Source organism: Streptomyces sp. NPDC058457 (assembly GCF_042720695.1).
Lineage (GTDB): Bacteria > Actinomycetota > Actinomycetes > Streptomycetales > Streptomycetaceae > Streptomyces.
The window spans coordinates 160,566-183,904 of sequence record NZ_JBHXLU010000004.1; the positions used below are offsets into that span (position 1 = coordinate 160,566).

Annotated in this window: 19 protein-coding genes and 1 pseudogene; 10 read left to right on the forward strand and 10 right to left on the reverse strand. The window is 70.6% G+C overall.

The window, feature by feature from the left end:
• The first annotated feature begins 44 nt into the window (after positions 1 to 44).
• Together ACFWPS_RS05640 and ACFWPS_RS05645 are read left to right on the forward strand one after the other, a co-directional pair.
• A complete protein-coding gene (locus ACFWPS_RS05640; protein WP_383701305.1) occupies positions 45 to 881 on the forward strand; it encodes a helix-turn-helix transcriptional regulator in 837 nt (278 codons plus the stop codon).
• Positions 878 to 1,144: a DUF397 domain-containing protein gene (locus tag ACFWPS_RS05645; protein WP_383701308.1), complete on the forward strand. Its 267-nt coding sequence runs from the start codon at positions 878 to 880 to the stop codon at positions 1,142 to 1,144. Before ACFWPS_RS05640 ends, ACFWPS_RS05645 begins: the two co-directional genes overlap by 4 nt.
• Here the strand turns inward: ACFWPS_RS05645 and ACFWPS_RS05650 are convergent.
• A complete protein-coding gene (locus ACFWPS_RS05650; protein WP_383701311.1) occupies positions 1,128 to 2,237 on the reverse strand; it encodes a PP2C family protein-serine/threonine phosphatase in 1,110 nt (369 codons plus the stop codon). The genes ACFWPS_RS05645 and ACFWPS_RS05650 overlap by 17 nt on opposite strands.
• An 84-nt stretch (positions 2,238 to 2,321) precedes the next feature.
• Positions 2,322 to 2,996 (reverse strand): GntR family transcriptional regulator, encoded by a 675-nt coding sequence (locus ACFWPS_RS05655; protein WP_383701314.1) that lies wholly within the window; start codon positions 2,994 to 2,996, stop codon positions 2,322 to 2,324.
• Between the two features lie 88 nt (positions 2,997 to 3,084).
• Here ACFWPS_RS05655 and ACFWPS_RS05660 point away from each other — a divergent pair, with 88 nt between their 5' ends.
• Positions 3,085 to 3,822: an SDR family oxidoreductase gene (locus ACFWPS_RS05660; RefSeq protein ID WP_383701317.1), complete on the forward strand. Its 738-nt coding sequence runs from the start codon at positions 3,085 to 3,087 to the stop codon at positions 3,820 to 3,822.
• A gap of 40 nt (positions 3,823 to 3,862) precedes the next feature.
• Here the strand turns inward: ACFWPS_RS05660 and ACFWPS_RS05665 are convergent, their stop codons facing one another.
• On the reverse strand, positions 3,863 to 4,492 hold the full coding sequence (locus tag ACFWPS_RS05665; protein ID WP_383701320.1) for a YbhB/YbcL family Raf kinase inhibitor-like protein: 630 nt from the start codon (positions 4,490 to 4,492) through the stop codon (positions 3,863 to 3,865).
• Between the two features lie 142 nt (positions 4,493 to 4,634).
• On the opposite strand from ACFWPS_RS05665, the gene ACFWPS_RS05670 reads away from it, so the two are divergent.
• A complete protein-coding gene (locus ACFWPS_RS05670; protein WP_383701323.1) occupies positions 4,635 to 5,510 on the forward strand; it encodes a helix-turn-helix transcriptional regulator in 876 nt (291 codons plus the stop codon).
• Here ACFWPS_RS05670 and ACFWPS_RS05675 read toward each other — a convergent pair.
• The 4 genes from ACFWPS_RS05675 to ACFWPS_RS05690 all read right to left on the reverse strand — a co-directional run bounded on the left by ACFWPS_RS05675 (position 5,473) and on the right by ACFWPS_RS05690 (position 11,733).
• Positions 5,473 to 6,861: a HupE/UreJ family protein gene (locus tag ACFWPS_RS05675; protein ID WP_383701325.1), complete on the reverse strand. Its 1,389-nt coding sequence runs from the start codon at positions 6,859 to 6,861 to the stop codon at positions 5,473 to 5,475. The genes ACFWPS_RS05670 and ACFWPS_RS05675 overlap by 38 nt on opposite strands.
• Positions 6,858 to 8,159 carry a DUF3500 domain-containing protein gene (locus ACFWPS_RS05680; protein WP_383701327.1) on the reverse strand — a complete coding sequence of 434 codons (1,302 nt, stop codon included), beginning with the start codon at positions 8,157 to 8,159 and terminating at the stop codon, positions 6,858 to 6,860. Before ACFWPS_RS05680 ends, ACFWPS_RS05675 begins: the two co-directional genes overlap by 4 nt.
• Before the next feature lie 300 nt (positions 8,160 to 8,459).
• Positions 8,460 to 10,286: a bifunctional metallophosphatase/5'-nucleotidase gene (locus ACFWPS_RS05685; protein ID WP_383701329.1), complete on the reverse strand. Its 1,827-nt coding sequence runs from the start codon at positions 10,284 to 10,286 to the stop codon at positions 8,460 to 8,462.
• A gap of 163 nt (positions 10,287 to 10,449) precedes the next feature.
• Positions 10,450 to 11,733 carry an adenylosuccinate synthase gene (locus ACFWPS_RS05690; RefSeq protein WP_383701331.1) on the reverse strand — a complete coding sequence of 428 codons (1,284 nt, stop codon included), beginning with the start codon at positions 11,731 to 11,733 and terminating at the stop codon, positions 10,450 to 10,452.
• Positions 11,734 to 11,930: 197 nt separating this feature from the next.
• Here ACFWPS_RS05690 and ACFWPS_RS05695 point away from each other — a divergent pair, with 197 nt between their 5' ends.
• Positions 11,931 to 12,773, forward strand: coding sequence for a diacylglycerol kinase (locus tag ACFWPS_RS05695; protein WP_383701333.1), 843 nt, complete (start codon positions 11,931 to 11,933; stop codon positions 12,771 to 12,773).
• 145 nt (positions 12,774 to 12,918) lie between these two features.
• Here the strand turns inward: ACFWPS_RS05695 and eutC are convergent.
• Both eutC and ACFWPS_RS05705 read right to left on the reverse strand, forming a co-directional pair.
• Positions 12,919 to 13,692, reverse strand: a pseudogene (eutC, locus tag ACFWPS_RS05700) (ethanolamine ammonia-lyase subunit EutC); the annotation flags it as partial.
• 14 nt (positions 13,693 to 13,706) lie between these two features.
• Positions 13,707 to 15,089 carry an ethanolamine ammonia-lyase subunit EutB gene (locus tag ACFWPS_RS05705; RefSeq protein ID WP_383701336.1) on the reverse strand — a complete coding sequence of 461 codons (1,383 nt, stop codon included), beginning with the start codon at positions 15,087 to 15,089 and terminating at the stop codon, positions 13,707 to 13,709.
• Positions 15,090 to 15,249: 160 nt separating this feature from the next.
• Here ACFWPS_RS05705 and ACFWPS_RS05710 point away from each other — a divergent pair, with 160 nt between their 5' ends.
• Both ACFWPS_RS05710 and ACFWPS_RS05715 read left to right on the forward strand, forming a co-directional pair.
• Positions 15,250 to 16,773 (forward strand): APC family permease, encoded by a 1,524-nt coding sequence (locus ACFWPS_RS05710; protein ID WP_383701338.1) that lies wholly within the window; start codon positions 15,250 to 15,252, stop codon positions 16,771 to 16,773.
• Positions 16,774 to 16,949: 176 nt separating this feature from the next.
• A complete protein-coding gene (locus ACFWPS_RS05715) occupies positions 16,950 to 19,337 on the forward strand; it encodes a hypothetical protein (RefSeq protein ID WP_383701340.1) in 2,388 nt (795 codons plus the stop codon).
• A gap of 6 nt (positions 19,338 to 19,343) precedes the next feature.
• On the opposite strand, the gene ACFWPS_RS05720 is transcribed toward ACFWPS_RS05715, so the two are convergent.
• Positions 19,344 to 19,838 carry a GbsR/MarR family transcriptional regulator gene (locus ACFWPS_RS05720; RefSeq protein WP_383701342.1) on the reverse strand — a complete coding sequence of 165 codons (495 nt, stop codon included), beginning with the start codon at positions 19,836 to 19,838 and terminating at the stop codon, positions 19,344 to 19,346.
• A 73-nt stretch (positions 19,839 to 19,911) separates the two neighbouring features.
• On the opposite strand from ACFWPS_RS05720, the gene ACFWPS_RS05725 reads away from it, so the two are divergent.
• From ACFWPS_RS05725 to ACFWPS_RS05735, 3 genes are all read left to right on the forward strand, one after another.
• Positions 19,912 to 20,808 carry an ATP-binding cassette domain-containing protein gene (locus ACFWPS_RS05725; protein ID WP_383701344.1) on the forward strand — a complete coding sequence of 299 codons (897 nt, stop codon included), beginning with the start codon at positions 19,912 to 19,914 and terminating at the stop codon, positions 20,806 to 20,808.
• Complete coding sequence (locus tag ACFWPS_RS05730; protein ID WP_383701346.1) at positions 20,805 to 22,376, forward strand: ABC transporter permease; 1,572 nt, start codon at positions 20,805 to 20,807, stop codon at positions 22,374 to 22,376. Before ACFWPS_RS05725 ends, ACFWPS_RS05730 begins: the two co-directional genes overlap by 4 nt.
• Positions 22,377 to 22,668: 292 nt before the next feature.
• On the forward strand, positions 22,669 to 23,304 hold the full coding sequence (locus ACFWPS_RS05735; RefSeq protein ID WP_383701349.1) for a hypothetical protein: 636 nt from the start codon (positions 22,669 to 22,671) through the stop codon (positions 23,302 to 23,304).
• Positions 23,305 to 23,339: the final 35 nt, after the last annotated feature.

Here is a 23,339-nt window from a genome sequence, read left to right on the forward strand (position 1 = left end):
CGGTTGTGACCGGTTGAGTTCGGTTGAGTTCGGGGGTGACCGCAATGGCGCGGGCTGAGAACAAAGAGGAAGCGAGCGGCACGGCACAGATGGTGGCCGCCCTGGCGAAGGCACTGCGGGAGCAACAGGAGCTGACACAGGAGGAGTTGGGTAAGCGGACCGGCTACACGGCATCCGCGATCAGCGCCATGGAGACGTGCGCGCAGCCCGCCAGCGACAAGATGCTGGTGAAGCTCGAGGAGGCAATCGGCGGCGGCATGGGGGTCTTCGAGAAGGCCCGCAAGTACATGCTGCTGGAGAAGTACCCCCCTCGGTTCCGGGGCTTCTCGGAGCTGGAGGCCGGGGCGGTCACGATCTCGTCGTACGAGACGCATGTGGTCGACGGCCTGTTCCAGACCGAGGACTACGCACGGGCACTGATCGGAGGCGGCTTTCCGCAGGTCTCCGAGCAGAAGCGGGAGGAGTTGGTCGAGGCGCGGCTGGCCCGCCGAGCGCTGTTCAAGCGGGAGCCGACTCCGATGATCGAGCTGATCCTCGAAGAGAGCGTGCTGCGGCGGCCGTTCGGGTCCTGGGAGGTGCTTCGCGGGCAGTTGCTCTCGCTCGTCGAGGACGCGGCGCGGGACAATGTGTGCCTGCAAGTGCTGCCGATGGAGCGGGGGTTGCGGGGCACGTACGCCGGTGACCGCGGCCCCATGAAGATGGTGGTGACCGCGGAGCACGAACACGTCGTCTACATGGAGATCGAGGACCAGGGCATCCTGGTCAGCGAGCCGGAGGAAGTGTCCCAACTCGCCCACCGCTATGCGAAGATCCGCGCACAGGCCCTGAGTCCCGACGACTCGGTCAGCCTCATCGAACGGTTGGCAGGAGAGAAGCGATGACCGGCACCGACACCCTTCGGTGGTTCAAGTCCAGCTACAGCGACAGCGGCGGCGGCAACTGCGTCGAGACCGCCTACGCATACACCTGGCGCAAGTCCTCCTACAGCGACGGCGGCGGCGGGAACTGCCTGGAAATATCCCCCTGCCCCCACACCATCCACATCCGCGACTCCAAGACGGCCCCCGGCGGCCCCCACCTCGCCCTCTCCCCCGCCGCCTGGGCCGCCTTCCTGCAAGCTTCCAGGTTCACAGGCGCACGATGACCAGGGCCGTGTCGTCGGTGGCGTCGCCGGGTGGGAGCAGGTCGGTGAGCACGGCGTCGGCGAGGGCTTCGGGATCGTCTGCCCGGTGGCGGGCGAGGGAGTCGGCGAGGCGGGCGAGGCCCGTGTCGATGTCCTCGCCGCGGCGTTCGATCAGGCCGTCGGTGTAGAGCACGAGGACGGAGTCCTCGCGGAAGGCCGCGACGGCCTGGGTCCGGGGGCCGTGTTGAGGGCGGGCGGCCAGCGGCGGGTCGGTGGCCCGGTCCAGGAACTCGACGGTCCCGTCCGGCCGCAGGAGTGCCGGTGGGGGGTGGCCGGCGCTGCTGTAGGTGATGGTGTCGCTCTCCCAGTCGATGAACGCCGTGGCCACGGTGGTGTTCTCGGCGCCGTCGACGGTGCGGGCGTACTGCCCGAGGACTTCCAGGGCGCGGGCGGGGCCTTCGGGGACGAGAGAGGCGGCGGTGAGGGCGCTGCGCAGTTGTCCCATGACGCAGGCCGCGGGCAGGCCGTGGCCGACGACGTCGCCGACGGCGACGGCGATGCGGTCGCCGGGCAGGTCGATCAGGTCGTACCAGTCGCCGGCCACGTTGAGGGCTTCGGCGGCGGGCCGGTAGCGGACGGCCGCCGGGTGCCGGCCGACCGGGCGAGGGGCGGGCAGCATGGCTTCCTGCAGGGTCAGCGCGACTTCACGGGCGCGGATGAGTTCGGTGACGTCCTCCAGCCGGTGCAGCAGCAGCGTCACCCGGCCGTCGGCTCCGAACACGGGAATGTTGCTCACGTTGAAGTACCGCTCGTGCCATACCCCGGGCTGGTCGGGGTCCTCGATGTCGAAGCGCTGCAGCGCCACGTCACTGCGCTGACCGGTGGCCGCCGCCCGGCGCAGTGACGCCAGAACCCTGAGCAGGAGGGGCTCGGCGGATTGGTTCTCGGTGTTGTCCTCGGGCAGGAAGCGGCCGATCACCTGCTCGCGGGGCAGGCCCCGGAGGCGCACGAACTCCGCGTTGGCGTCCGCGAAGATCAGCTGCGGAGTCACCAGCGCCGCGGCCCCGGGAAGGGCCTGGAACACCGCCGCGTAGTCGACCGCCGGGTTTGCCATGATCTTCCTGCTTGCCAAGCCGCGCTCTGTCTTTTCACGATACGAGCAGGTGGTCATGGCCCGCACCATGAGGTCGGCGGCGGCTTAGGACGGGGTGCGCGAGGCCACGATCAACGTGGTGGTCAGCTCGATGTGCGCGGCCAGCGCGGCAACGGCGGAGTCGGCGTCGCCGTCGATCGCGTGCTGGAAGACGGTGGCGTGCTCCCGGGCCGGATCGCGCGCGGCGTCGTACGGGTCGATCGCTTCCTGCCAGCGGCGGTAGAGGCAGGCGCTGTCCCGCAGCGCCGTCGCGATCGCGTGCAGCCGGGGGCTGCCGCACCCGGCGAGCAGGGCGTCGTGGAAGTCCGCGTGGGCGGCTTCCCACGCCGGGGCGACGCGGGTCGGATCGGACACGTCGCGGCGAGGCGTGTCGGCAAGGGTGAAATGGGTCGCGACGAGCCGGGCGCGCCAGGCCGTGTCGCCCCGCTCTATGCCGCGCCGCAGGGCCAGGCACTCGATGTCCGTCCGCGTCCGGGTCAGATCGAGCAGGTCGTCGACGGAGATCGGCTTGACCTGGAAACCGACCTGCGGGTTGGCCAGCACCAGCCCCTGCTCGGCCAGCCGGCCGAGCACCTCCCGGATCAGCCCCACGCTGGCGTCGTAGTCCTGGCACAGCGGCGTGAACTTGAGCCGCTCGCCCGGCGCGAAGCGCCCGCCGAGGATGTCGGCCCGCAGCCGGGCGTGCACCTCGTCCGTGCGGGTCTTCGCACTGGTTGACATGGACCGCAGGATACACAACTTCGACATGACGCAGGATGTTCGAACATCCATTGACACCTCGAAGATTCAGGGTCGAGACTTCTGACCCATGACCTCTACGACGAAACGCAACGTCGTCATCACCGGTGGCGGGACGGGCATCGGCGCCGCCACCGCGGAGCTGTTCGCCGAAGCCGGGCACGACGTCACGATCACGGGTCGGCGCGGTGACGTGCTGGCCGCCACCGCCGAGCGGTTGGGGGTGGCCCACGCCGTGTTCGACGCCGCCGACCCGGCCGCCGTTCAGACTGCGCTCGGCCAACTGCCGACCACCGTCGACGTGCTGGTCAACAACGCCGGCGGCAACACCGACCGGCGCCGTCCGACCGCCGCCGCGGGCGACCTCGCCGGTGTGGCCGACGCCTGGCGGGCCAACTACGAGGCCAACGTGCTCACCACGGTCCTGGTCACCGAGGCGCTCAAGCCGCGGCTGGCGGACGGGGCACGCATAGTCACCGTCGGTTCGGTGGCCGCCAAGCAGGGATCCGGTTCGTACGGCGCGGCCAAGGCCGCCCTGGAGGCGTGGAACGTCGAGACCGCGAGGACGCTGGGTTCCCGCGCGATCACGGCCAACGTCGTGGCACCGGGGGTCACTCTGGACACCGAGTTCTTCGCCGGCACGATGTCCGAGGAGTGGGTGGCGGCCCGGGTGTCCGCCGCGTTCAACCGGCGGCCAGGCACCCCGGACGAGATCGCGGAGGCGATCTTCTTCCTCGCCCGGCCCGGTTCCGGCCACCTGACCGGACAGGTGATCCATGTCAACGGCGGTGCCTACGCGGCCCGGTGACCGCTCGCCGAGGGCGGCTTCTGCCGGCGAGGCCGAAGCGCTACTGGGCCCTGCGCGCCGTCGCCGTGATCGTCGCCGTGCCGATGACGTGGGTCGACATGGTGAAGCGGGTGATCGCGGCCGGGGTCGCCGCGGGCAGTTGCAGGCTCGGGGTGTCCAGGGCGTAGACCGTGATCCGGTAGTGGTGGGTGATGTCGCCGACCGGCGGGCAGGGGCCCAGGTAGCCGGTCTGGCCGGCGTCGTTCGTGCCGGACACCGCGCCGGCCGGCAGGGCGGAGCCCAGCTCGCTGTCCGAGGCGGGGATGTCCCAGGTCAGCCAGTGCCACAGGCCGGAGCCGGTGGGGGCGTCGGGGTCGAACATGGTGACCGCGTAGCTGCGGGTGTCCTTCGGCGCGCCGTGCCAGGACAGCCGTATCTGCTTGTCGGCGCCGGAGCAGCCGAACGAGTCGGCGTAGGAGTCGGCCGGGATGGTGCCGCCGTTGCGGATGTCGGGGCTGGTGACCCTGAAGCGGGCGGCGGAGTCCGGGACGACCTTGCGGACCTGGGTGTAGCCGTACCCTCCGTCGTCCGCACGGCCGGTGTGCGTGTCAGCGTTGGCCGTGGTCACGCCGGTGGTGACGGCGGCGGCGACCGCGGTCAGCGCGGCGGCGGCTCGGATCGACGTTCTCATGGTGCCCTCCTGGGTGGGTGTCTGCGGTGGCACCACGATCAAGGAGGCGGGACACCGGCAGGAAGGCTCTCGGATTGCTGGCATTCGGGATACCAGGCTCCCGGGTCGACAGCGCACGGCCGGGGTCGGGATCATGAGGGGCATGGCGGGCAGGGCGGGCAGGGCGGGCGAGCGGGCACCGAGGCGTGCGGAACTGGGTGAGTTCCTGCGGGCCATGCGGGCGCGGTTGCGGCCCGGGGACGTCGATCTGCCGGACGTGGGCCGGCGCCGGACGCCGGGGCTGCGGCGGCAGGAGGTGGCCCAGCTCGCCGCCGTCAGCATCGACTGGTACATCCGGCTGGAGCAGGGCCGGGTCGGCACACCCGGCGCCGCCGTGCTGGACGCGGTGGCCCAGGCGCTGCGGCTGTCGCCGTCCGAGCGGCACCATCTGCATCTCATCGCGCGGGACGAGACCCCGGTGGCCCGGCACCTGTCCGTCCCGGTCGGCGACTCGCTGCGCGTGCTGCTGGCGGGGATGCCGCTGATCCCGGCCTATGTCGTGGACTTCCGTTTCGACGTGCTGGCCCACAACGCGGCCGCGACGGCTCTGCTCGGCGCGGACTTCGGCGCAGCCGGGGAACTCAGCGGCAACACCGCACGGGTGCTGTTCCTGGAGCCGGGCATGCGCGAGGTCCAGCTGGACTGGGCGCGGGTGGCCCGCGAGACGGTCGGCAACCTGCGGGCGAACCTCGCACGCCATCCGGACGACCCGCGGCTGCTTGAGGTGATCGCCGAACTGCGGGACCGGAGCGCGGAGTTCACCGCATGGTGGGAGGACCACACGGTGAAGCAGCGCGCCCACGGCCGTAAGCGCGTAAGGCACCCCGTCGTCGGCGAACTCGCCGTCTGCTACGACACCCTGGCCACCCTCGACAACTCGGACCAGTACCTGATCGCCGTCACCCCCGCGGACCCGGCGGCCGAGGACGGCTTCCGCAGGCTCATGACCGGCCCGGGTCTGCACGCCATCGGAGCCTGAGGCCGCCGCCCCGGGGTGCGCTGCGCAGGCGGGTGGCCAGGGCCCACCCGGTGCTGACGAGTGCGGCCAGCGTGAGCGTGATCAGCAGCAGCGTGGTGTGGGAGCCTGCGCTGTCGGCGGCGCGGGCGACCGGGTTGGGCAGGCCGAGGCGGTCGACCAGCCAGCCGAGGGCCGCCACCCCGGTGACCGCCGCGCCGGTCAGGCGGAGCGCGGGCTGGGCGCGCAGCCGGGCCAGGACCAGGAGCGAGGGCAGGGCGAGGCAGACCAGCAGCAGCTGGACCAGTTCGATGCCCAGGTTGAAGCCGAGCAGGCTGGTGACCAACTGGCGGGTGGAGAGGTGCATTTCGGCCAGTACGAAGGAGAACGCCATGCCGTGGCCCAGGCCGAAGACGCCCGCCACGACCGCTTCCCGCCCGGGGAAGAGCGGGCGGATCGCGTGGATCGCGCCGACCAGGATGCTCGCGGCGATGAACGCCTCCACCGGCCAGGAGGGGATCTGGAGGCGGCCGAGGGCGGTGGCGGCCAGGGCGACCGAGTGGCCGGCCGTGAAGGCGAGGGTGATGCCGCCGATGCGGGCGAGCGCCTTGCGGGGGCCCACCAGGCCGGTCCAGCGGCCGCCGGTCGCGGCCAGCGGGGCAGGCAGCAGGAGGATCAACAGGAACAACAGATGATCCGTGCCGGTCAGGATGTGGTTGCCGCCGAGTTCGACCATGGCGACGAAGCCGCGCCAGGCGCTGCCGGGGCCGAGGTCGACCTTCAGGGCCGGGACCTTCATGTGCCGGATGTCCAGCTCGATGGTGCCGACCTGGGTGGTGCCCTTGCCGTCGACCTGGCCGTTCGCCCAGTCCTGGCGGACGGTCACGAGGGTGACGTGGGTGACGACCTGGTGGACGATCGCGTCGTAGTGGAAGGTGAAGTGGCGTACGTCGGCGGCGGCGGGCGGGGTGAGGACCGCGGCGACGGTCAGTTCGCGGTAGGTACCGGTGGACGTCTGCTGGGTGGCGCTCAGGTGCATCGAGCCGATGGCGACCTGCCATGCCTTGCCACCGGTGGTGGTCGGGTGGATGTGCTGGGCGAGGTAGGCGCGGATCGCCTTGGTCTGCGCGGCCGGGACGGCCTTGCCGGTGACGTCGTCCAGGTCGATGCCGCTGGCCCGGGAGAAGTCGGAGACCGGCAGCTCCAGCCGTGCGGACACCGAGGACCTGTACACGTCCAACTGCACCACCGAGTGCGGCATCGGATGCGCGGCGGCCGGCGACGCCCCGAGGAGGAGCGCCGCCGGTACCACGATCGCGATCCCGGCGACCAGGCGTGTCAGGACGGTGGTCAGCCAGTTTCGCGGTCCGGTCATGAGAAGGAGAACTCGTTCCCGTAGTCGCGGGTGTGGTCCCGGTACACGGTGTGGTAGTGGACCTGGTTCTGGAACACGACGCCGTTCTGCACGACGAACTCGACCCACACGCTGGGACCGTCGATGCGTACGTAGTCGCCCTGGGTGTCCAGAGCGGTGCCGCCGGAGTAGGAGACGTAGGTCTCGTCGAGCTCCTTCGCGTACGTCTTCATCAGCTGGGCGGCGGTGGCGTCGTCCACGTCCGCGATCCAGGGGTGGATCGCCGCCAGGACCAGCTTCTTCTGCTTCGGCGACAGCTCGCTGACCTTGATGCCCTCCTTGGTCTCCGGGAAGTCGCCGTCCTTGCCGGGACCGAGCAGTACGTCGCTGAACGACTCCGACAGCTTGGCCTCGGCCAGCTGCGAGGTGCTCAGGCTGCCGGTCAGCTTCAGCAGGCCGTCGCGGAACTTCGCCAGCGGCGCGTACGTGGTGCCGTCGTCCGCGGTCCAGCTGGTCGGCTCGACGCCGGTGAAGAAGGGGCTGGCGCCGGAGACCTTGCCGTCCTTGTACGTGATGTTCACGGCGAGGTGGTGGCCGCCGAAGTGCAGCTGCCAGCTGCCGGTCTTGGACGGGGTGCCGAGGAGCGCCAGGTAGTAGTAGCCGCTGCCGTACGAGAAGCCGCCCCCGCCGCCGGCACCGCCGGAGGGCGGGGCGCCGGTCGGGACGTCGGTGGGCGCCGCGGAGGCGGAGTCGGTGGCCGTGGCGGAGGGGTCGGCGGAGGCCGAGTCGGTGGCCGTGGCCGAGGCCGAGTCGGTCGCCGTGGGCGCGTCCGTCGGTGCGGCCGAGGCGGAACTGGTGCTCTCGGCCGAGGCGAGCACGTCGTCGGCCTTGAGGGTCTGCAGGACGTGCTCGTAGCCGGTGTCCTTGCCGGTGCCCAGGGCCGTCTTCAGCAGGGCCTCGGCGGCGGCCAGCTGGTCGTCCGACAGGGTGCTGAACTGGATGCCGGGACGGCAGGTCCCGCCGCAGGGGAGGTTCGACCAGGCGGTCGCGTTCGCCTGGGAGAAGTCCAGCAGGGTCGAGGCCTGCTGGTCGGAGGTCAGGGTGTTCAGGAAGGCGTTGGCGGCGCTGACGACGGCCGCGGTGCCCTTGGCCTGCTTGTCGACCGGCCGCTGGACGCCCGCGGCCGATTTCTCACCGGCGGGCGTGGCCGCATTCGCCACGGCGAATCCACCACCGGCGAGGACCAGAGCCGTGGCGGCTCCGAGTACGGCCCGTCGAGTCCGCCTGGAGCGGATCAGACGGGTTCTCTCTTTGCTCATTAACTGCCCCTTCGGCATGCCGAACTAGCCATACGGAGGCACCCGTTGGCTGGTCGGAAGAGTTTGGGAACGCGCCGCGGACATTACCAACAACAACGTTGACACTCAATGTGAAAGCCCGATCCGATAACAGCGTCGAATTACGGCCGGTGCAAGATTTTCAGGATTCACAGAAACAACGAAATCCACAAATGAAATCGACAGGTCCCTCTTATTCGGGGAAAAGAAAAAGTGGTGGGGCCCCCCCCCGGGGGGGGGGCCCCCACCACACGACGAACCGGCGAGGCGCCGGAAGAGGCGCTAGAAGACGGGCGTGCCGCCCTGCGTCAGCTTCCAGTTGGTGGCCGCGAAGGTCGACGGGTCGATGGTGCCCTTGGCCGTGGCGTAGGCGATCATCAGGTCCCGGACCTGGTTGGTGGAGCTGTAGGCGGTCTCCGCGGCGGCGATGTGCGGGTAGCCGGAGCCGCCGTTGGCGCGGTAGTTGTTGACGGCGACGACGAAGACCTGGTCGTCGGCGACCGCCGCACCGTTGTAGGTGAGGTTCTTGATGCGCGAGCCCTCGGCGGCCGCGATGTCGATCTCGTACGAGACGCCGGACGCGGTGTCGTACATGTAGTCCCAGAAGCTGTTGGCGTTGGTGAGGGTGGCGGTGTCCACCGCCGTGCCGGACGGGACCTGGTGGTAGTACTTCGCCGCGTACTCCAGGTAGTCCCTGAGCTGGGCGCCGGTGAGCTTCTTGCCGTACAGCGTGTTCTCGTAGATGTAGAGACCGGCGATGTCGCGGATCGTCACGTTGCCGGCCGGGATGTCGGCGGTACGGCTGAAGCACGCGGCCACCGAGATCAGCGGGAGCGCCGCGTCCGCCGCGGACAGGCCCGCCTTCACCGCCTCCGTCTGGACCTCGTGGATGAAGTCGATGGCGGGCACGTCCTTCCAGCAGGCCTCCGCCGTCGGCATGTTCTGCGTGGAGGTGCCGATCGCCGTGTTGACGTACTTGACGACCAGGTTGTGGTCGGCGGTGAGGAGTTCGGTGATCCGCGGGTCCTCCGCGACCGTGTTGCTGTTCAGGGTGGTGGCGGTCTTCTTGGTGATCTTCCAGGAGCCGTGCACGTGCTCCAGCTCGAAGTCGAAGACGGAGAGGCGGTAGCCGTAGCAGTACGGCTCGGAGAGGAGGACGTCCTCGCCCGTCTCCGCGTTCTTCACCGTGTACGTCGGGACGTCGACGTGGGTGTGGCCGACGAGGATCGCGTCGATGCCGGGGACCTGCTCGGCGACCAGGTTCGACGCGTTCTCCACGTAGGGGAGTTCGTCGCCCCACGACGTCGAGCCGTCCAGACCCGAGTGGTCGGTGAGGAAGACGACGTCACAACCGAGGGCGCGCAGCCGCGGCACGTACTTCTTCGCCTGCTCGACCAGGCCCGTGAAGGCCATCTTCCCGGAGACGTTGTCCTTGTCCCACAGGGCGATGCCCGGGTTGGTGAGGCCGAGGATGCCGACCTTGATGTCCGGGCCGTGGGGCACCTTGATGTGCTTGACGGTGTAGGGCCGGAAGGCCGGCTTCAGCGTCTTGGCGTCCAGGGCGTTGGCGCCGAGCAGCGGGAAGTCGCACTGCTTCTCGAAGGTGCGGATGACCTCGATGCCGTAGTTGAACTCGTGGTTGCCGAGGGCGGCCGCGTCGTACCGCATCTCGTTCATGGCGACCGCCATGGGGTGCTTGGGGCCGCGCTTGCCGTCCTTGCCGGTGATCGGGTCGACGTTCGCGTAGTAGTACGCCAGCGAGGTGCCCTGGATGATGTCGCCCGCGTCGACGAGCAGCACCCGGTGCTCGCCCTTCTCCTTGCGCAGGTTCTTGACCAGGGTGGCGATGCGCGCGATGCCGTACGTGTTGCCCCTGGAGTCCACCGGGGCGGCGTTGGTGTAGTAGTCCCAGTTGAAGACGTGGCTGTGCAGGTCGGTGGTGCCCAGGATCGAGAACGACCAGGTCTTGGGCGCCTTCGGCGGCTTGGCGGAGGCGAGCTCGGCGGCCTGGGCGCTGCCGGTACCGACGGTTCCCGCGACGGCCACGGCAGCGCCGGTGACGGCCGACTTCTGCACGAACTCACGGCGGTTCATGGGATTGACGGGCATTCAGGGCTCCTGGGAAGGCGGAGAGGACGGGTGTGGCATGCGGGGCGCGGCGGGCTACCCGCGTAGATGCTGACCCTCCCCCGTTACCGGCGTAACCACGGACAGCCCAAGGGCCGGTCAAGGATTCCCAAGACCGGCCCAAGTGAGTCGTCCAACCGCTGCTCTACAGGAACGAGTTGATCTCGATCGTCTCGTCGCGGCCCGGGCCCACGCCGATCGCGGAGATCGGGGCGCCGGACATCTCCTCCAGCGCCTTGACGTAGTTCTGGGCGTTCTTCGGCAGGTCCGCGAAGGACTTCGCCTTGGTGATGTCCTCGGACCAGCCCGGCAGGGTCTCGTAGATCGGCTTCGCGTGGTGGAAGTCGGTCTGCGAGTACGGGAGCTCCTCGACGCGCTTGCCGTCGATCTCGTACGCCACGCAGACCGGGATCTCCTCCCAGCCCGTCAGCACGTCGAGCTTGGTGAGGAAGAAGTCGGTCAGGCCGTTCACGCGGGTCGCGTAGCGGGCGATGACCGCGTCGAACCAGCCGCAGCGGCGGTCGCGTCCGGTCGTCACACCCCGCTCGCCGCCGATCCGGCGCAGCGCGTCGCCGTCCGCGTCGAAGAGCTCGGTCGGGAACGGGCCGGCGCCGACACGGGTCGTGTACGCCTTGAGGATGCCGATGACCCGGCTGATCTTCGTCGGGCCGACACCTGAGCCGGTGCAGGCGCCGCCCGCGGTCGGGTTCGAGGACGTGACGAACGGATACGTGCCGTGGTCGATGTCGAGGAGCGTGCCCTGGCCGCCCTCGAAGAGGACGACCTTGTTCTCCTCCAGGGCCTGGTTGAGGACCAGGACCGTGTCGGCGACGTACGGAGCGAGCTTCTCCGCGTAGCCGAGCAGCTCCTCCACGACCTGCTCGACGGCGATCGCGCGCCGGTTGTAGAGCTTGGTGAGCATCTGGTTCTTGACGTCGAGGGCCGCCTCGACCTTCTGGGTCAGGATCGACTCGTCGTAGAGGTCCTGGACCCGGATGCCGACCCGGTTGATCTTGTCGGCGTAGGTCGGGCCGATACCGCGCCCCGTCGTACCGATCTTCCGCTTTCCGAGGAAGCGTTCCGTCACCTTGTCGACGGTCACGTGGTACGGCGTGATGATGTGCGCGTTACCGCTGATCATGAGCTTGGACGTGTCGACGCCACGCTCGTTCAGACCGCTCAGCTCGGAGAGCAGGACCGACGGGTCGACGACGACTCCGTTGCCGATGACCGGAACACAAGTAGGCGAGAGGATTCCGGAAGGGAGGAGGTGCAGCGCATACTTCTGGTCGCCGACGACGACCGTGTGGCCGGCGTTGTTGCCGCCCTGATAGCGCACCACATAGTCGACGGATCCGCCTAGCAGGTCCGTCGCCTTTCCCTTGCCTTCGTCACCCCACTGAGCACCGAGCAGCACAAGTGCGGGCACGCGCGTACACCCCTTCCGGGCGGGGCATGTCCAAGGTCAGGGGCGTACGCGTAAGGTTCGTCGCCGCGTACCACCGCGACCGTCGTTGGCCGCACAACCGTCGGACCGGATGCCCCGGAATAGACGAAGCCCCTGGCGCAATAGCGCAAGGGGCTCTTGCACAGTGATGCTACCCGAGGAAGCGAGGCACGACCGAGGTGGCGACATTCGCGACGTCCGATCAGCTGCTGGTGATCATCGATCCGGCGGCACGGGAAACGGACGGTGAGTCCGTCCGGATCGCGAAAGACGTGCTCAGCGCGGGTGCGGCCGCGAAGGTGTGCATGCCGGACGGGCCCGAGGAATTCGCCCGCGTACTGGCCCGCCGGGGCTCGCGGCGGCCGGTGGTCGTCGGCGACGACCGCGCCCTGGTCCGCACGGTGACCCTGCTGCACCGCCGGCGGGAGCTGACCGGATGCGTGCTGTCCATGGTCCCGGTCGGGGGCGCGCTGAGCGTCGCGCACACGCTGGGGGTGCCCACCGGTGCCGTGGCGGCGGCGCGGGCGGTCCTGGACGGGGTGGAACGGCGCCTGGACCTGCTGGTCGACGACAGCGACGGGGTGGTGCTGGGCGCGCTGCGGATACCGCCGCTGGCGTCCGTGGCGGTGGCTCCGGGGCCGGTGGCGGCGCGCGGGTGGCTGCGGCCGTACCAGCACCTCGTACGGTCCCTGTCGGCCACCCGCCCGGTCCCGGTCGTGCCCCGCCCCGGGCCCGCGCGGCTGCGGGTGGAGGTCGACGGGGAGACGGTGGTGGACCTGGACCAGCCGGTGGAGGGCATCTCGGTGACCCCGGGCGGCCTCGACGGGCTGGCCGAGGTGGAGGTGCGCCCGCTGTCGGTGGGCGCCGAGGCGACCCCGGTACGGGCCGCCGGGCGCACGGTGACGGTGACGGGCGCGGACTTCCGCTACCGGGCCGACGGAGGCGTGACGGGGCCGGTACGACGCCGGACGTGGCGGGTGGTGGAGGGGGCCTGGGGGCTTACGGTGCCGGGGGCGTCGTAGCGGGTGCCTCCAAGCCGTCCGGATCGGTCGCGTCGAGGGCGGTCGCGCCCTGAGCGGTCGTCTCCGAAGCGGTCACGTCCGGAGCGGTCATCTCCGAAGCGGTCACCGCCGGAGCGGTCACGTCCGGAGTGGGTACCGCCGGAGCGGTCTCGTCCGCGTCGGTCTCGTCCTTGAGGGCCACCCCGGTCCGTCCCAGCTCCCGGCCCCTGCCCAGCAGCGCGGCCAGCTTCCCCGCCGCCGCCTCGTACGTCAGCCCCAGGGGCGGCCGGATGTTGCTCAGGCAGTTCCGGTCCGCGTCCGTGGTCACGCCCGGCACCGGCCGGTACGTCAGGTACGCGCCCAGGGAGTCCGCCGCCGACATGCCGGGCCGTTCGCCGATCAGGACGACCACCAGCGCCGTGCCCATCGTGTGGGCGATGTCGTCGCCGAGGGCCACCCGGGCCTGTTCCGCGAGCACCACCGGAGCGATGCGCCAGCCGGGGAGGCGGGCCGCCGTCGCCCGCACCACCGCCGCCGCGTGTTCGTGCACCGCCCGGCTGGACAGCCCGTCGGCGACCACGAAGACGACGTCCCAGTCACCGCCGGCCGGCAGGTGCGCCCGGTCCACGGGGTCGAGCCGGCGGCCCAGGTCGGGGCGCTGGAGGTAGGTCAGCCGGTCGCCGGCCGCGCTGCGGACCCGTACCGTCGGCAGGCCCCGCAGCCCCGCAGCCACCGCGTCCGGGTCGAACGGCGAGTGCACCGCGTCCCTGGCCGCCGCGTGGGCGGCCTGGAGGCCCAGGCGGTGCCGGGTCGGGAGGGCGGAGCCGGAGCGGCCGAGACCGATCCGCGCCTGGGTGTGGCGGCGCAGCAGCGGCCACAGCTCGTCGGGTCCGGCCACCGCCGCATCGGACGCGTCGGCTGCTTCGGTCAGGTCGGCCATGTCGGTCACCTCGGTCATGCGGCCAGTTCCCTTCCGATCGCCGTCAGCGGATGGCCGCTGACCTCGCGCACACCGCCGTCCTCCGCCAGCAGGCCGACCGACTCCAGCCAGGCCTCGAACTCCGGCGCCGGGCGCAGGCCCAGCACCTCCCGCAGGTACAACGCGTCGTGGTAGGAGGCCGACTGGTAGTTGAGCATGATGTCGTCGCCGCCCGGTGTGCAGATCACGAAGGAGGCGCCCGCGACGGCGAGCATGGTCAGCATGGTGGCGATGTCGTCGTCATCGGCGTCGGCGTGGTTCGTGTAGCAGATGTCCAGGCCCATGGGCAGGCCGAGCAGCTTGCCGCAGAAGTGGTCCTCCAGGGCGGCGCGCAGGATCTGCCGGCCGTCGTAGAGGTACTCCGGGCCGATGAAGCCGACGACGGTGTTGACGAGGAGCGGGTCGTAGCGGCGGGCCACCGCGTACGCCCGCGCCTCCACGGTCTGCTGGTCGACGCCGTGGTGCGCGTCGGCCGACAGGGCGCTGCCCTGCCCGGTCTCGAAGTACATGACGTTGTCGCCGACCGTGCCCCGCCGCAGCCCGCGCGCCGCCTCGTACGCCTCGTCGAGCAGGCCGAGGGTCACCCCGAAGGAGGCGTTCGCCGCCTGGGTGCCGGCGATGGACTGGAAGACCAGGTCGACCGGGGCGCCGCGCTCCATCAGGTCCACGCTGGTGGTGACGTGGCACAGCACGCAGGACTGGGTGGGGATGGCGTAGCCGCCGATCACGCCGTCCAGGAGCTCCAGCAGGTCGCGGACCGCCTTCGGGCTGTCGGTCGCCGGGTTGATGCCGATGACCGCGTCGCCGGAGCCGAGGAGGAGGCCGTCCAGGAGGGCGGCCGCCACGCCGGCCGGGTCGTCGGTCGGATGGTTCGGCTGCAACCTCGTCGCGAGCCGCCCCGGCAGGCCGATCGTCGAGCGGAACGCGGTGACCACCCGCACCTTGCGGGCGACGGCCACCAGGTCCGCGTTCCCCATCAGCTTGGACACCGCGGCGGTCATCTCCGGCGTGAGCCCCGGCGCCACCGCGGCCAGGGACCCGGTGTCCGCCGCCAGCAGCCACTCCCGGAACTCGCCGACGGTCAGCCCGGCGACGGGTGCGAAGGCGGCCGCGTCGTGCGTGTCCAGGATCAGCCGGGTCACGTCGTCGTCCTCGTACGGGATCACCGGCTCGGTCAGGAAGGTCGCGAGCGGCACCTCGGCGAGCGCCCAGCGGGCCGCGACCCGCTCCCGGGCGCTCGCGGCGGCGAGGCCGGCCAGCCGGTCGCCCGAGCGTTCCGGGCTGGCGGCGGCCAGCAGGCGGGCCAGGGAGTCGAAGCGGTGGCGTTCGCCGCCGAGGGTGGCCGTGTACGTGCTCATGACGGCGACCGTACGAGCCGGGTGTTGCCGACAGATTGCGTCAGATTTCTAAAGGTCTGGTTGACAAACATTTAACGCCCCGAGACCCTCTACCGACTCATTCGGCCGACAGAGTTCCGGTCCAGTACAGCCAGCGAACAGCAGGAGAGGGGCCACCCCGATGGCAGTGGACGAGGGAGTCGCCCCGGCGACGAAAGCGGACGGGAAGGCGGACGGCGAGGGCACGGTTCACCGGCTCAAGCCCAACGCGATCGGCCTGCTCGGGGTGGTCTTCATGGCCGTCGCGACCGCCGCGCCCATCACCGCGATGACCGGCAACGTGCCCTTCATGGTGTCGTCGGGCAACGGCATCGGGGCCCCGGCGAGCTATCTCGTCGCAATGGTCGTCCTGGCAATCTTTTCCGTCGGCTTCACGTCGATGGCGAAGCACATCACCTCGACGGGCGCCTTCTACGGCTTCATCTCCTACGGGCTCGGCCGCACCGCGGGCCTGGCGTCGGGACTGCTCGCCACCTTCGCGTACGTCGTCTTCGAACCGGCGCTGATCGGCATCTTCTCGGTCTTCGCCAACACCACCCTGAAGGACCAGACCGGACTCGACATCCCGTGGTGGGCGTTCGCGATCCTGATGCTGGCCATCAACGCGACCGGCACCTGGTTCGGCGTCAGCGTCGCCGAGAAGCTCCTCGTCGTCCTCCTCGGCACCGAGGTGACCGTCCTCGCCGCGATGGCGATCTCGGTCGCCCTGCACGGCGGCGGACCGCACGGCTTCACCTTCGGCCCGGTCAACCCGGTCAACGCCTTCAAGGGCACCTCGGCCGGCCTCGGCCTCTTCTTCGCCTTCTGGTCCTGGGTCGGCTTCGAGTCCACGGCCATGTACGGCGAGGAGTCCCGGGACCCGAAGAAGATCATCCCCAAGGCGACGATGATCTCGGTCCTCGGTGTCGGCGTCTTCTACGTCTTCGTCTCCTGGATGGCCATCACCGGCAACGGCGAGACGGAGGCCGTGAAGGCCGCCTCCTCCGCGAACCCGCTCGCCCTCTTCTTCAACCCGACCGAGCACTACGTCGGCCACTGGGCGGTCGTCCTCATGCAGTGGCTGATGATCACCGGCTCGCTGGCCTGCGGCATGGCCTTCCACAACTGCGCCGCCCGCTACATGTACGCGCTGGGCCGGGAAGGCGTCCTCCCCTCGCTGCAGCGCACCGTCGGCCGCACCCACGCCCGGCACGGCTCCCCGCACATCGCGGGCCTGGTGCAGACGGTGATCTCCGCCGTCCTGATCGCCGCGTTCTGGATCGCGGGCAAGGACCCGTACAACGCCCTCTACGTCCTGCTCGCCATCCTCGGCACCATGGCGATCCTGGTCGTGCAGGCGGTCTGCTCGTTCGCGGTACTGGTCTACTTCCGCAAGCACCACCCCGAGAGCCGGCACTGGTTCAAGACCTTCGCCGCCCCGCTCATCGGCGGCATCGCGATGCTCGCCGTGGTCGTCCTGCTGGTGTCCAACATGGGCGTCGCGGCCGGCACGGAGTCCGGCTCGCTGTTGCTGAAGGCGACGCCGTGGCTGGTGGCGCTGGTCGCGGCGACGGGCGTCGGCTACGCGCAGTACCTCAAGCACCGGGCGCCGGAGCGGTATGCGCTGCTGGGGCGGACGGTGCTGGAGGAGACGAGGGAGCGGTAGAGACAGCCGACCCGGCGCAAGCAGGAGGCGGCAGGCCGGAGGCGGATCGTGGAATCGGCATGAGGTTGCGCCGATTCGGCAACCGCCTCCGGCCCGTGTCCGTAAAGTGCGGCCATGTCGGCCGAAACACCGACGGGCCGCGCGCGACGCGCTCCGGACGACGGGGGGTGGTGAGGATGGCCGAGGAACCACCCGATGGCGACAGGCTCGACGACGACCGGCCCGACGACGAGCAAGAACACCTCGTCATGAACTCCCACCAGCACGGCGACGGAATCATGGTCGTCGCCCGGGATGCCGTGGTGAACCTCCCTCGTCCCCACGACGGGCCGCAGGGCGAACCTGCCGGGACCGGGCTGCCCGAGGCGGCCGACACGTTGGCCGGTGCGATCGGCAGACGCTGGAGGGCAGAGGACGAACGGCGCCGATTCCAGGGTCCCAAGCCGTTGTCCGTGAGCTGGAAGCCCGTGGACGAACGGCAGGTGGAAGTGGACCACCAGGAACTCATCTGGGAGAAGCAGGCCCCAAAGGACCTGTCCCGACAGCTGGAGGGGATCGTCGAGTTCTACCGGCTGCTCCCGAACGGCCGTCTCGTCGTGCTGGGCAAGGGCGGTTCGGGCAAGACCGTGCTGGGCGTGCAGTTCATACTGCTGTGGCTGGAGAACCGTCCCGACGGCACACCCGTCCCGGAGATCTTCGGCCTCGGATCGTGGAACCTGGTCGAGGAGTCGCTGCACGCCTGGCTGAGCCACCAGTTGGCGCGCGACCAGCCCTGGCTGACCACCGTCACAGCCGACGGGAAGACGACGCTGGCCGAGGCGCTGGTGCGCGAGCACCTCGTCCTGCCCGTCCTGGACGGCTTCGACGAGATCCCCGAGGGCCTGCGCGACCGGGCCCGGCAGCAGCTCTCCGAGACATCACTGCCGTACGTCCTCACCAGCCGCCGCGAGGAGTACGGCGCGGCCGTGTCGGGCACCAGAGGGTTGCACCGGGCCGCCGTGGTCGAACTGGTCGATGTCACCGTGGCCAAGGCGGTGTCGTACCTGCGGCTCTGCAGTCCCCGGGGTGCCGATGCCGCCTGGGACAAGGTGCGGAAGGAGATGGAGGACAACCCCGACGGCCCGCTGGCACAGGCGCTGTCCACGCCCCTCATGGTCGACCTGGCCGCGATCGTCCACGGCGAGCGCGGGGCGCGCGGGGCGGACGAGACCGGCGAGAAGCCGTACGGGCCGGAGGAGTTGCTGAAAATCGGACGGCAGGGCACCCGCGAGATGGTCGAGGATGCCCTTCTGAGCGCTTTCGTGGACTTCGCCTACCGGGACGAGAGTCCTGGACACCGCGCTCGAATCCGGGAGTGGCACGGGTACCTCGCTCGGCAACTCGGCGCCTCGCACGACCTCAAGTGGTGGGAACTGGGCAGCACGCTGAGCCGCCCCGCGCGCCTGCTGGCGGTCGGATCGGTGACCGGGCTCGCCTTCGGCCTCGTGGACACACTCGTGGCCGGGTCCGTGGCCGCGTTCGCGGGACAGGGGCTGGTGCACGGGTTCGTGTTCGGGCTCTTGAGCGGGGTCGCCTTCGGATTACTGTCGGGGCTGGCCTTCGCCCTTGCGCACGTGCTCACAGAAGGAGGCGCGGCGCGTGAACCGTCGGACGTACATCTGCGGTTCTTCGGCGGAACGAGGCGTTCTCGTCGGACATACCTCTCCCGGCTGCTGGTCGGAGGCGTCGGAGGATTTGGATTCGGGGCCGTGACCTGGTTCGTCGCCTCGCTCACGGAGGAGTTCCGGTCGGGGTCGGCGCCCATGCCGAACGTCCTGAGGGGGCTCCTGAGCGCAGTCGTGGGCGGCCTTCTGTTCGGCCTGCTCCTCGGGGTCGCGTACGCGGGCGGAGGGAGCGGGTCACCGGACGAACGCCCGCGGTTCAAGGAGGGCATGAGGCAGTTCCGGCAACGGCTCGGGCCCCGCTTGCTGACGGGGTACGCGGGCGGATTCTCCGTCGGGTTCGCGGCCTGGCTGGTGCTCTTTCTCCTGGACTTACTGGCGATGGGCGCGGAATTCGAGGGCGGACCATGGTCCTTACTGATGTCCGCCCTGCGCATCGGGCTCGCGTACGGCCCTTTGGTCGGACTGGCGTCCGGACTCGCGTTCGGGCTGGCGACCGCGCTCGCCGACCCGATCCACGTCGACTCCGTGGTCGGCCCGACTCATCTGCTGCGGACCAACCGCACGGCAGTGCTCCAGCAACTGCTCCTGAACGGGTTGGTGTTCGGGCTGGTGGGACTACTCTTCTACGGGTTCGCCGGCAGGTACCCGGAGTGGCTCCTGTACAGCCTCGTGGGCGGGTTCGGAACCGGGATCGCGTTCGGGCTCAGTCTGACCGCCTGGGGTCATTGGGTGATCTTGTCCCGCGTCTGGTTGCCGCTGACCGGGCGGCTGCCCTGGGCCCTGGCCGCCTTCCTGGAGGACGCCCACCGACGAGGGGTGCTGCGCCAGTCCGGTGCCGTGTTCCAGTTCCGGCATGCCCGGCTCAAGGAGCACCTGGCACGGGCGTACGAGGAGGAGTGACGAGGCTCAGTCCGTGCCGAAGGTCTGCTCGCGGCGGGTCCGCCAGCGTTCCATCATCGCCGCGATCTCCTCGTCGACGAACTCGAAGAACGCCAGTGTCTCGGCCATCCGCCGCCCCGCCGGGGTGTCGGGGCCGAGGCTGGCGACCCCCTCCCGCAGGGCGGCCTCCCACCGCTTGATCACGGCCTCGCGGTTGGTGAGGGCCTCGTACCACTGGTCGCCGTGCACCCGGTAGCGCTCCCGGCGCGAGCCAGGCTCCCGCTCCCGCGCGATCATGTGGGTCATCGTCAGGTAGCGCACCGCCCCGGACACCGCCGCGGGGCTGATCTGCAGCCGTTCGCCCAGTTCGGCGGAGGTCAGCACGCCCTCGTCGGAGGAGAGCAGAGCGGCGAAGACCCGGGCCGGCATCCGCTGCATCCCGGCCTCGACGAGCTGCGCCGCGAAGGACTCGACGAACTTCGACACGGCCTCCGTGTCCCGGCCACCGGCTGTTTCCGTCATGGGCTCACCCTATCCGAGCTTCAGACGTTTCCTTAACTTCACAATTTTCTGAAAGAAGCGTACGTTCTGAACCATGACGAAGGCAATCACGGTCGCCGGGCTCCACAAGTCCTTCGGCCGCACCCGTGCCCTGGACGGCCTCGACCTGGCCGTCGAGGCCGGCGAGGTGCACGGCTTCCTCGGTCCCAACGGCTCCGGGAAGTCGACCACGATCCGGGTGCTGCTCGGCCTGCTGCGCGCCGACTCGGGCGCCGCGCAGATCCTGGGCCGCGACCCCTGGGCGGACGCCGTGGAGGTGCACCGCCGGATCGCCTACGTCCCCGGGGACGTGACCCTCTGGCGCAACCTCTCCGGCGGCGAGGTCATCGACCTCTACGGCCGTCTGCGCGGGGGCCTCGACGCCCGCCGCCGCGCCGACCTGCTCGACCGGTTCGAACTCGACCCGACGAAGAAGGGCCACACCTACTCGAAGGGCAACCGGCAGAAGGTCGCCCTGGTGGCCGCCTTCGCCTCCGACGTCGACCTGCTGATCCTCGACGAACCGACCTCCGGCCTCGACCCCCTGATGGAGGAGGTCTTCCAGCGCTGCGTGGAGGAGGAGCGCGACCGGGGCCGTACGGTCCTGCTCTCCTCGCACATCCTCAGCGAGGTCGAGGAGCTCTGCGACCGCGTGAGCATCATCCGGGCCGGCCGTACCGTCGAGAGCGGTTCCCTCGCGGACCTGCGCCATCTCACCCGCACCAGCGTGACCGCCGAACTCGCCGGTCCGCCCAACGGGTTGGCGCACCTCCCCGGCGTCCACGACCTCGACGTCCAGGGCCGCCGCGTCCGCCTCCAGGTCGACACCGACCAGCTCACCGCCGTACTCCGCTCGCTCTCCGAGACCGGCGTCCGCTCGCTCACCTCCACTCCCCCGACCCTGGAGGAGCTCTTCCTGCGCCACTACCAGGACGAGGCGGCCGTACGATGACCACCCTCACCGGCACCGGCACCCTGCTGCGCTTCGCGCTCCGCCGCGACCGCGTCATGACCCCGGTCTGGATCGCGGTGAACGCGCTGACGGTCCTCTCCATGCCGAGCACGCTGAAGAGCCTGTACGGCACGGAGGCCGAACGTACCGATCTGTTCGGTCAGTTGGAGACGAACGCCTCCTTTCGTGCCCTGCTCGGCCCTCTCTACGAAACCTCGCTCGGCGGCCTGACGGCCTGGCGGGTAGGCCTGTACGCCGGTCTGCTCGCGGCCGTGACCAGCCTGCTCATCGTCGTACGGCACACCCGTGACGAGGAGGAGACCGGCCGCGCGGAACTGCTGGCCTCGGGCGCGGTGGGTCGCCGGGCCTCCCTGACCGCGGCCCTGCTGGCGGCGGCGGTCGCCAACGCCGTCCTCGCCCTGCTGATCACGGCCGGCCTGGCGGGGCAGGGCGCGGCAGGGGCGCTGTCCTTCGGGCTCGGCCTGGGTGCGACCGGCATGGTCTTCGCCACGACGGCGGCGATCGCGGCCCAGCTGACGGAGAGCGCCCGGCTGGCGCGGGGCGTCACCTCCGCCGTCCTGGGCGCGGCCTTCGTGCTCCGCGCGGCGGGCGATTCGGCGACCAGCGACGGCTCCTCCGTGTGGACGTGGCTGTCTCCCCTGGGCTGGCTGGAGAACCTGCGCCCCTTCGCCGCCGAACGCTGGTGGGTGCTGCTCCTGTTCACGGCCGCGGTGCTGGTGCAGGCGGCGGTGGCCTATGCACTGGCCGGGCGCCGGGACCTCGGCTTGAGCTTCTTCCCCACCCGCCCCGGCCCGGCCGTCGGCCGCCTCGGCTCCGCCGCCGCGCTCGCCTGGCGGCTCCAGCGGGGCGGTGTGCTCGGCTGGTCGCTCGGCTTCTTCCTGGCCGGCGTGGTCTACGGCGGCCTGACGGAGGGCGCGGCCGGCCTGGTCGGCGACAACGAAAACGCCCGGGAGATCTTCGAGCGGATGGGCGGCCGGAGCGGGCTGACGGACGCGTTCCTCGCCTCGATGGTCGGGATGCTGGGCCTGATCGCCGCCCTGTACGTCGTCGCGTCCGTCCTCCGCCTCAACGGGGAAGAGACCTCGGGCCGCGCCGAACCCCTCCTCGCCTGCCCGGTGAGCCGCCTGCGCTGGGCGGCCGGCCATCTGACGATCGCGTTCGCCGGATCGGCCCTGATCATGCTCCTCGCCGGAGCGGGCTTCGCCGTCGGCTACGGCAGGCAGGTGGGCCCGGTCCTGGGCGCCTGCCTGGTGCAGCTACCGGCGGTCTGGGTGATCGGGGGGTTCGCGGTGCTGTTGTACGGCCTGGCCCCCGGCCTCTGCGCCCTCGCGTCCTGGGGAGTCGCCGTGGCGGTCCTCCTCATCGGCTGGGTGGGCCCTGCGCTGAACGCCCCGCAACTCGTCCTGGACCTCTCCCCCTTCGGCCACCTGCCGAAGCTGCCGGGCGGGGGGATGGAGTGGGGGCCGGTGGCGATCCTGCTCGGGCTGGCGGTGGTGCTGACGGGCGCGGGGCTGGCGGGGCTGCGGAGGCGTGACCTCACGGCCTGAGGGGCGGACGGGGGTGCAACCGTTCGACGGCGCGACGTGTCTTCCCTCCCGTCACGGACACACGTTCGGCGGACGGCGGGGGTTGCCGGATGACGCCGCGGACGGCGGAGCCGGGGGCCGGGGCCCGGGGCTGGGGCCGGGGCTGGGGCCGGACCTCGGCCCGGGCGCGGTCCAGGAGATCCGGCTCAAGTCCCGCGGTCTGGGCGCGTCCTGACACCGGCCGCCTGTTCGTTTGGCCCAAATACCGTCCGGGACAGGGCAGTTGACGGCAAGTGGTGGTCTACTTCGGTACATGCGTCTTCCGGACGATACGCGCGTCACGCTGCTCATGGGTGCGGCCGTCGGAGGGTTCACGGCGGTGATCTTCCTCGTCGTCGGGTTGTTCTCGCCAGTGCCGTGGCAGTGGAAAGTGCCCCTTCCCATCGCCGCATTCGTGATCGGGTTTTCACTCATCGCCACGACGCTGGGCGACGAGGAGCACGCCGCGGACCGGCGGGAGAACAGCCGCGTGATCCTGCTTGCCTGGGCAAGCCTCAACGGGGGGCGTTGCGAGACCGACCCGGCGGCGTTCACCACCGACGGGGAAGGGTGGGAGCTGCCGGCGAGCCCGCACTTTCGCGGGTCGCTGCTGGCCGTGGGCCACCGGGACGGCGTCGAGGTGGGCATCAGCTGCTCCACGCACCGGGACCCCGAGACGGGTACCGATCAGCCCATGACGGTCCTGGTCCGCCTCACCGAGGAGCGGTCGCCCGCACGGGTCCAGTACCGGAAGATGCACCGACTGGGCCTGGGGCAGCACGCGGAGTCGGTGGCGATGGGCGGCCGGGAGCTGTGGGTGAAGTTCGAGGGCTGGCCGAGTGATTTCGTGGAGCTGAACGCGCAGGTAGACGCAGTCGTGCGCCTGGCGGCGAGCCTGCCGGAGACGTGACCTTGACGACCTGGGGGTAGGTGGTGGCTGGTCGG

Bases quoted from the DNA above. Each gene is read 5' to 3' on its own strand.
- ACFWPS_RS05640 (WP_383701305.1), top strand. From the start codon at position 45: ATGGCGCGGGCTGAGAACAAAGAGGAAGCGAGCGGCACGGCACAGATG.
- ACFWPS_RS05645 (WP_383701308.1), top strand. From the start codon at position 878: ATGACCGGCACCGACACCCTTCGGTGGTTCAAGTCCAGCTACAGCGAC.
- ACFWPS_RS05650 (WP_383701311.1), bottom strand. From the start codon at position 2,237: ATGGCAAACCCGGCGGTCGACTACGCGGCGGTGTTCCAGGCCCTTCCC.
- ACFWPS_RS05655 (WP_383701314.1), bottom strand. From the start codon at position 2,996: ATGTCAACCAGTGCGAAGACCCGCACGGACGAGGTGCACGCCCGGCTG.
- ACFWPS_RS05660 (WP_383701317.1), top strand. From the start codon at position 3,085: ATGACCTCTACGACGAAACGCAACGTCGTCATCACCGGTGGCGGGACG.
- ACFWPS_RS05665 (WP_383701320.1), bottom strand. From the start codon at position 4,492: ATGAGAACGTCGATCCGAGCCGCCGCCGCGCTGACCGCGGTCGCCGCC.
- ACFWPS_RS05670 (WP_383701323.1), top strand. From the start codon at position 4,635: ATGGCGGGCAGGGCGGGCAGGGCGGGCGAGCGGGCACCGAGGCGTGCG.
- ACFWPS_RS05675 (WP_383701325.1), bottom strand. From the start codon at position 6,861: ATGACCGGACCGCGAAACTGGCTGACCACCGTCCTGACACGCCTGGTC.
- ACFWPS_RS05680 (WP_383701327.1), bottom strand. From the start codon at position 8,159: ATGAGCAAAGAGAGAACCCGTCTGATCCGCTCCAGGCGGACTCGACGG.
- ACFWPS_RS05685 (WP_383701329.1), bottom strand. From the start codon at position 10,286: ATGCCCGTCAATCCCATGAACCGCCGTGAGTTCGTGCAGAAGTCGGCC.
- ACFWPS_RS05705 (WP_383701336.1), bottom strand. From the start codon at position 15,089: ATGAGCACGTACACGGCCACCCTCGGCGGCGAACGCCACCGCTTCGAC.
- ACFWPS_RS05710 (WP_383701338.1), top strand. From the start codon at position 15,250: ATGGCAGTGGACGAGGGAGTCGCCCCGGCGACGAAAGCGGACGGGAAG.
- ACFWPS_RS05715 (WP_383701340.1), top strand. From the start codon at position 16,950: ATGGCCGAGGAACCACCCGATGGCGACAGGCTCGACGACGACCGGCCC.
- ACFWPS_RS05720 (WP_383701342.1), bottom strand. From the start codon at position 19,838: ATGACGGAAACAGCCGGTGGCCGGGACACGGAGGCCGTGTCGAAGTTC.
- ACFWPS_RS05725 (WP_383701344.1), top strand. From the start codon at position 19,912: ATGACGAAGGCAATCACGGTCGCCGGGCTCCACAAGTCCTTCGGCCGC.
- ACFWPS_RS05730 (WP_383701346.1), top strand. From the start codon at position 20,805: ATGACCACCCTCACCGGCACCGGCACCCTGCTGCGCTTCGCGCTCCGC.
- ACFWPS_RS05735 (WP_383701349.1), top strand. From the start codon at position 22,669: ATGCGTCTTCCGGACGATACGCGCGTCACGCTGCTCATGGGTGCGGCC.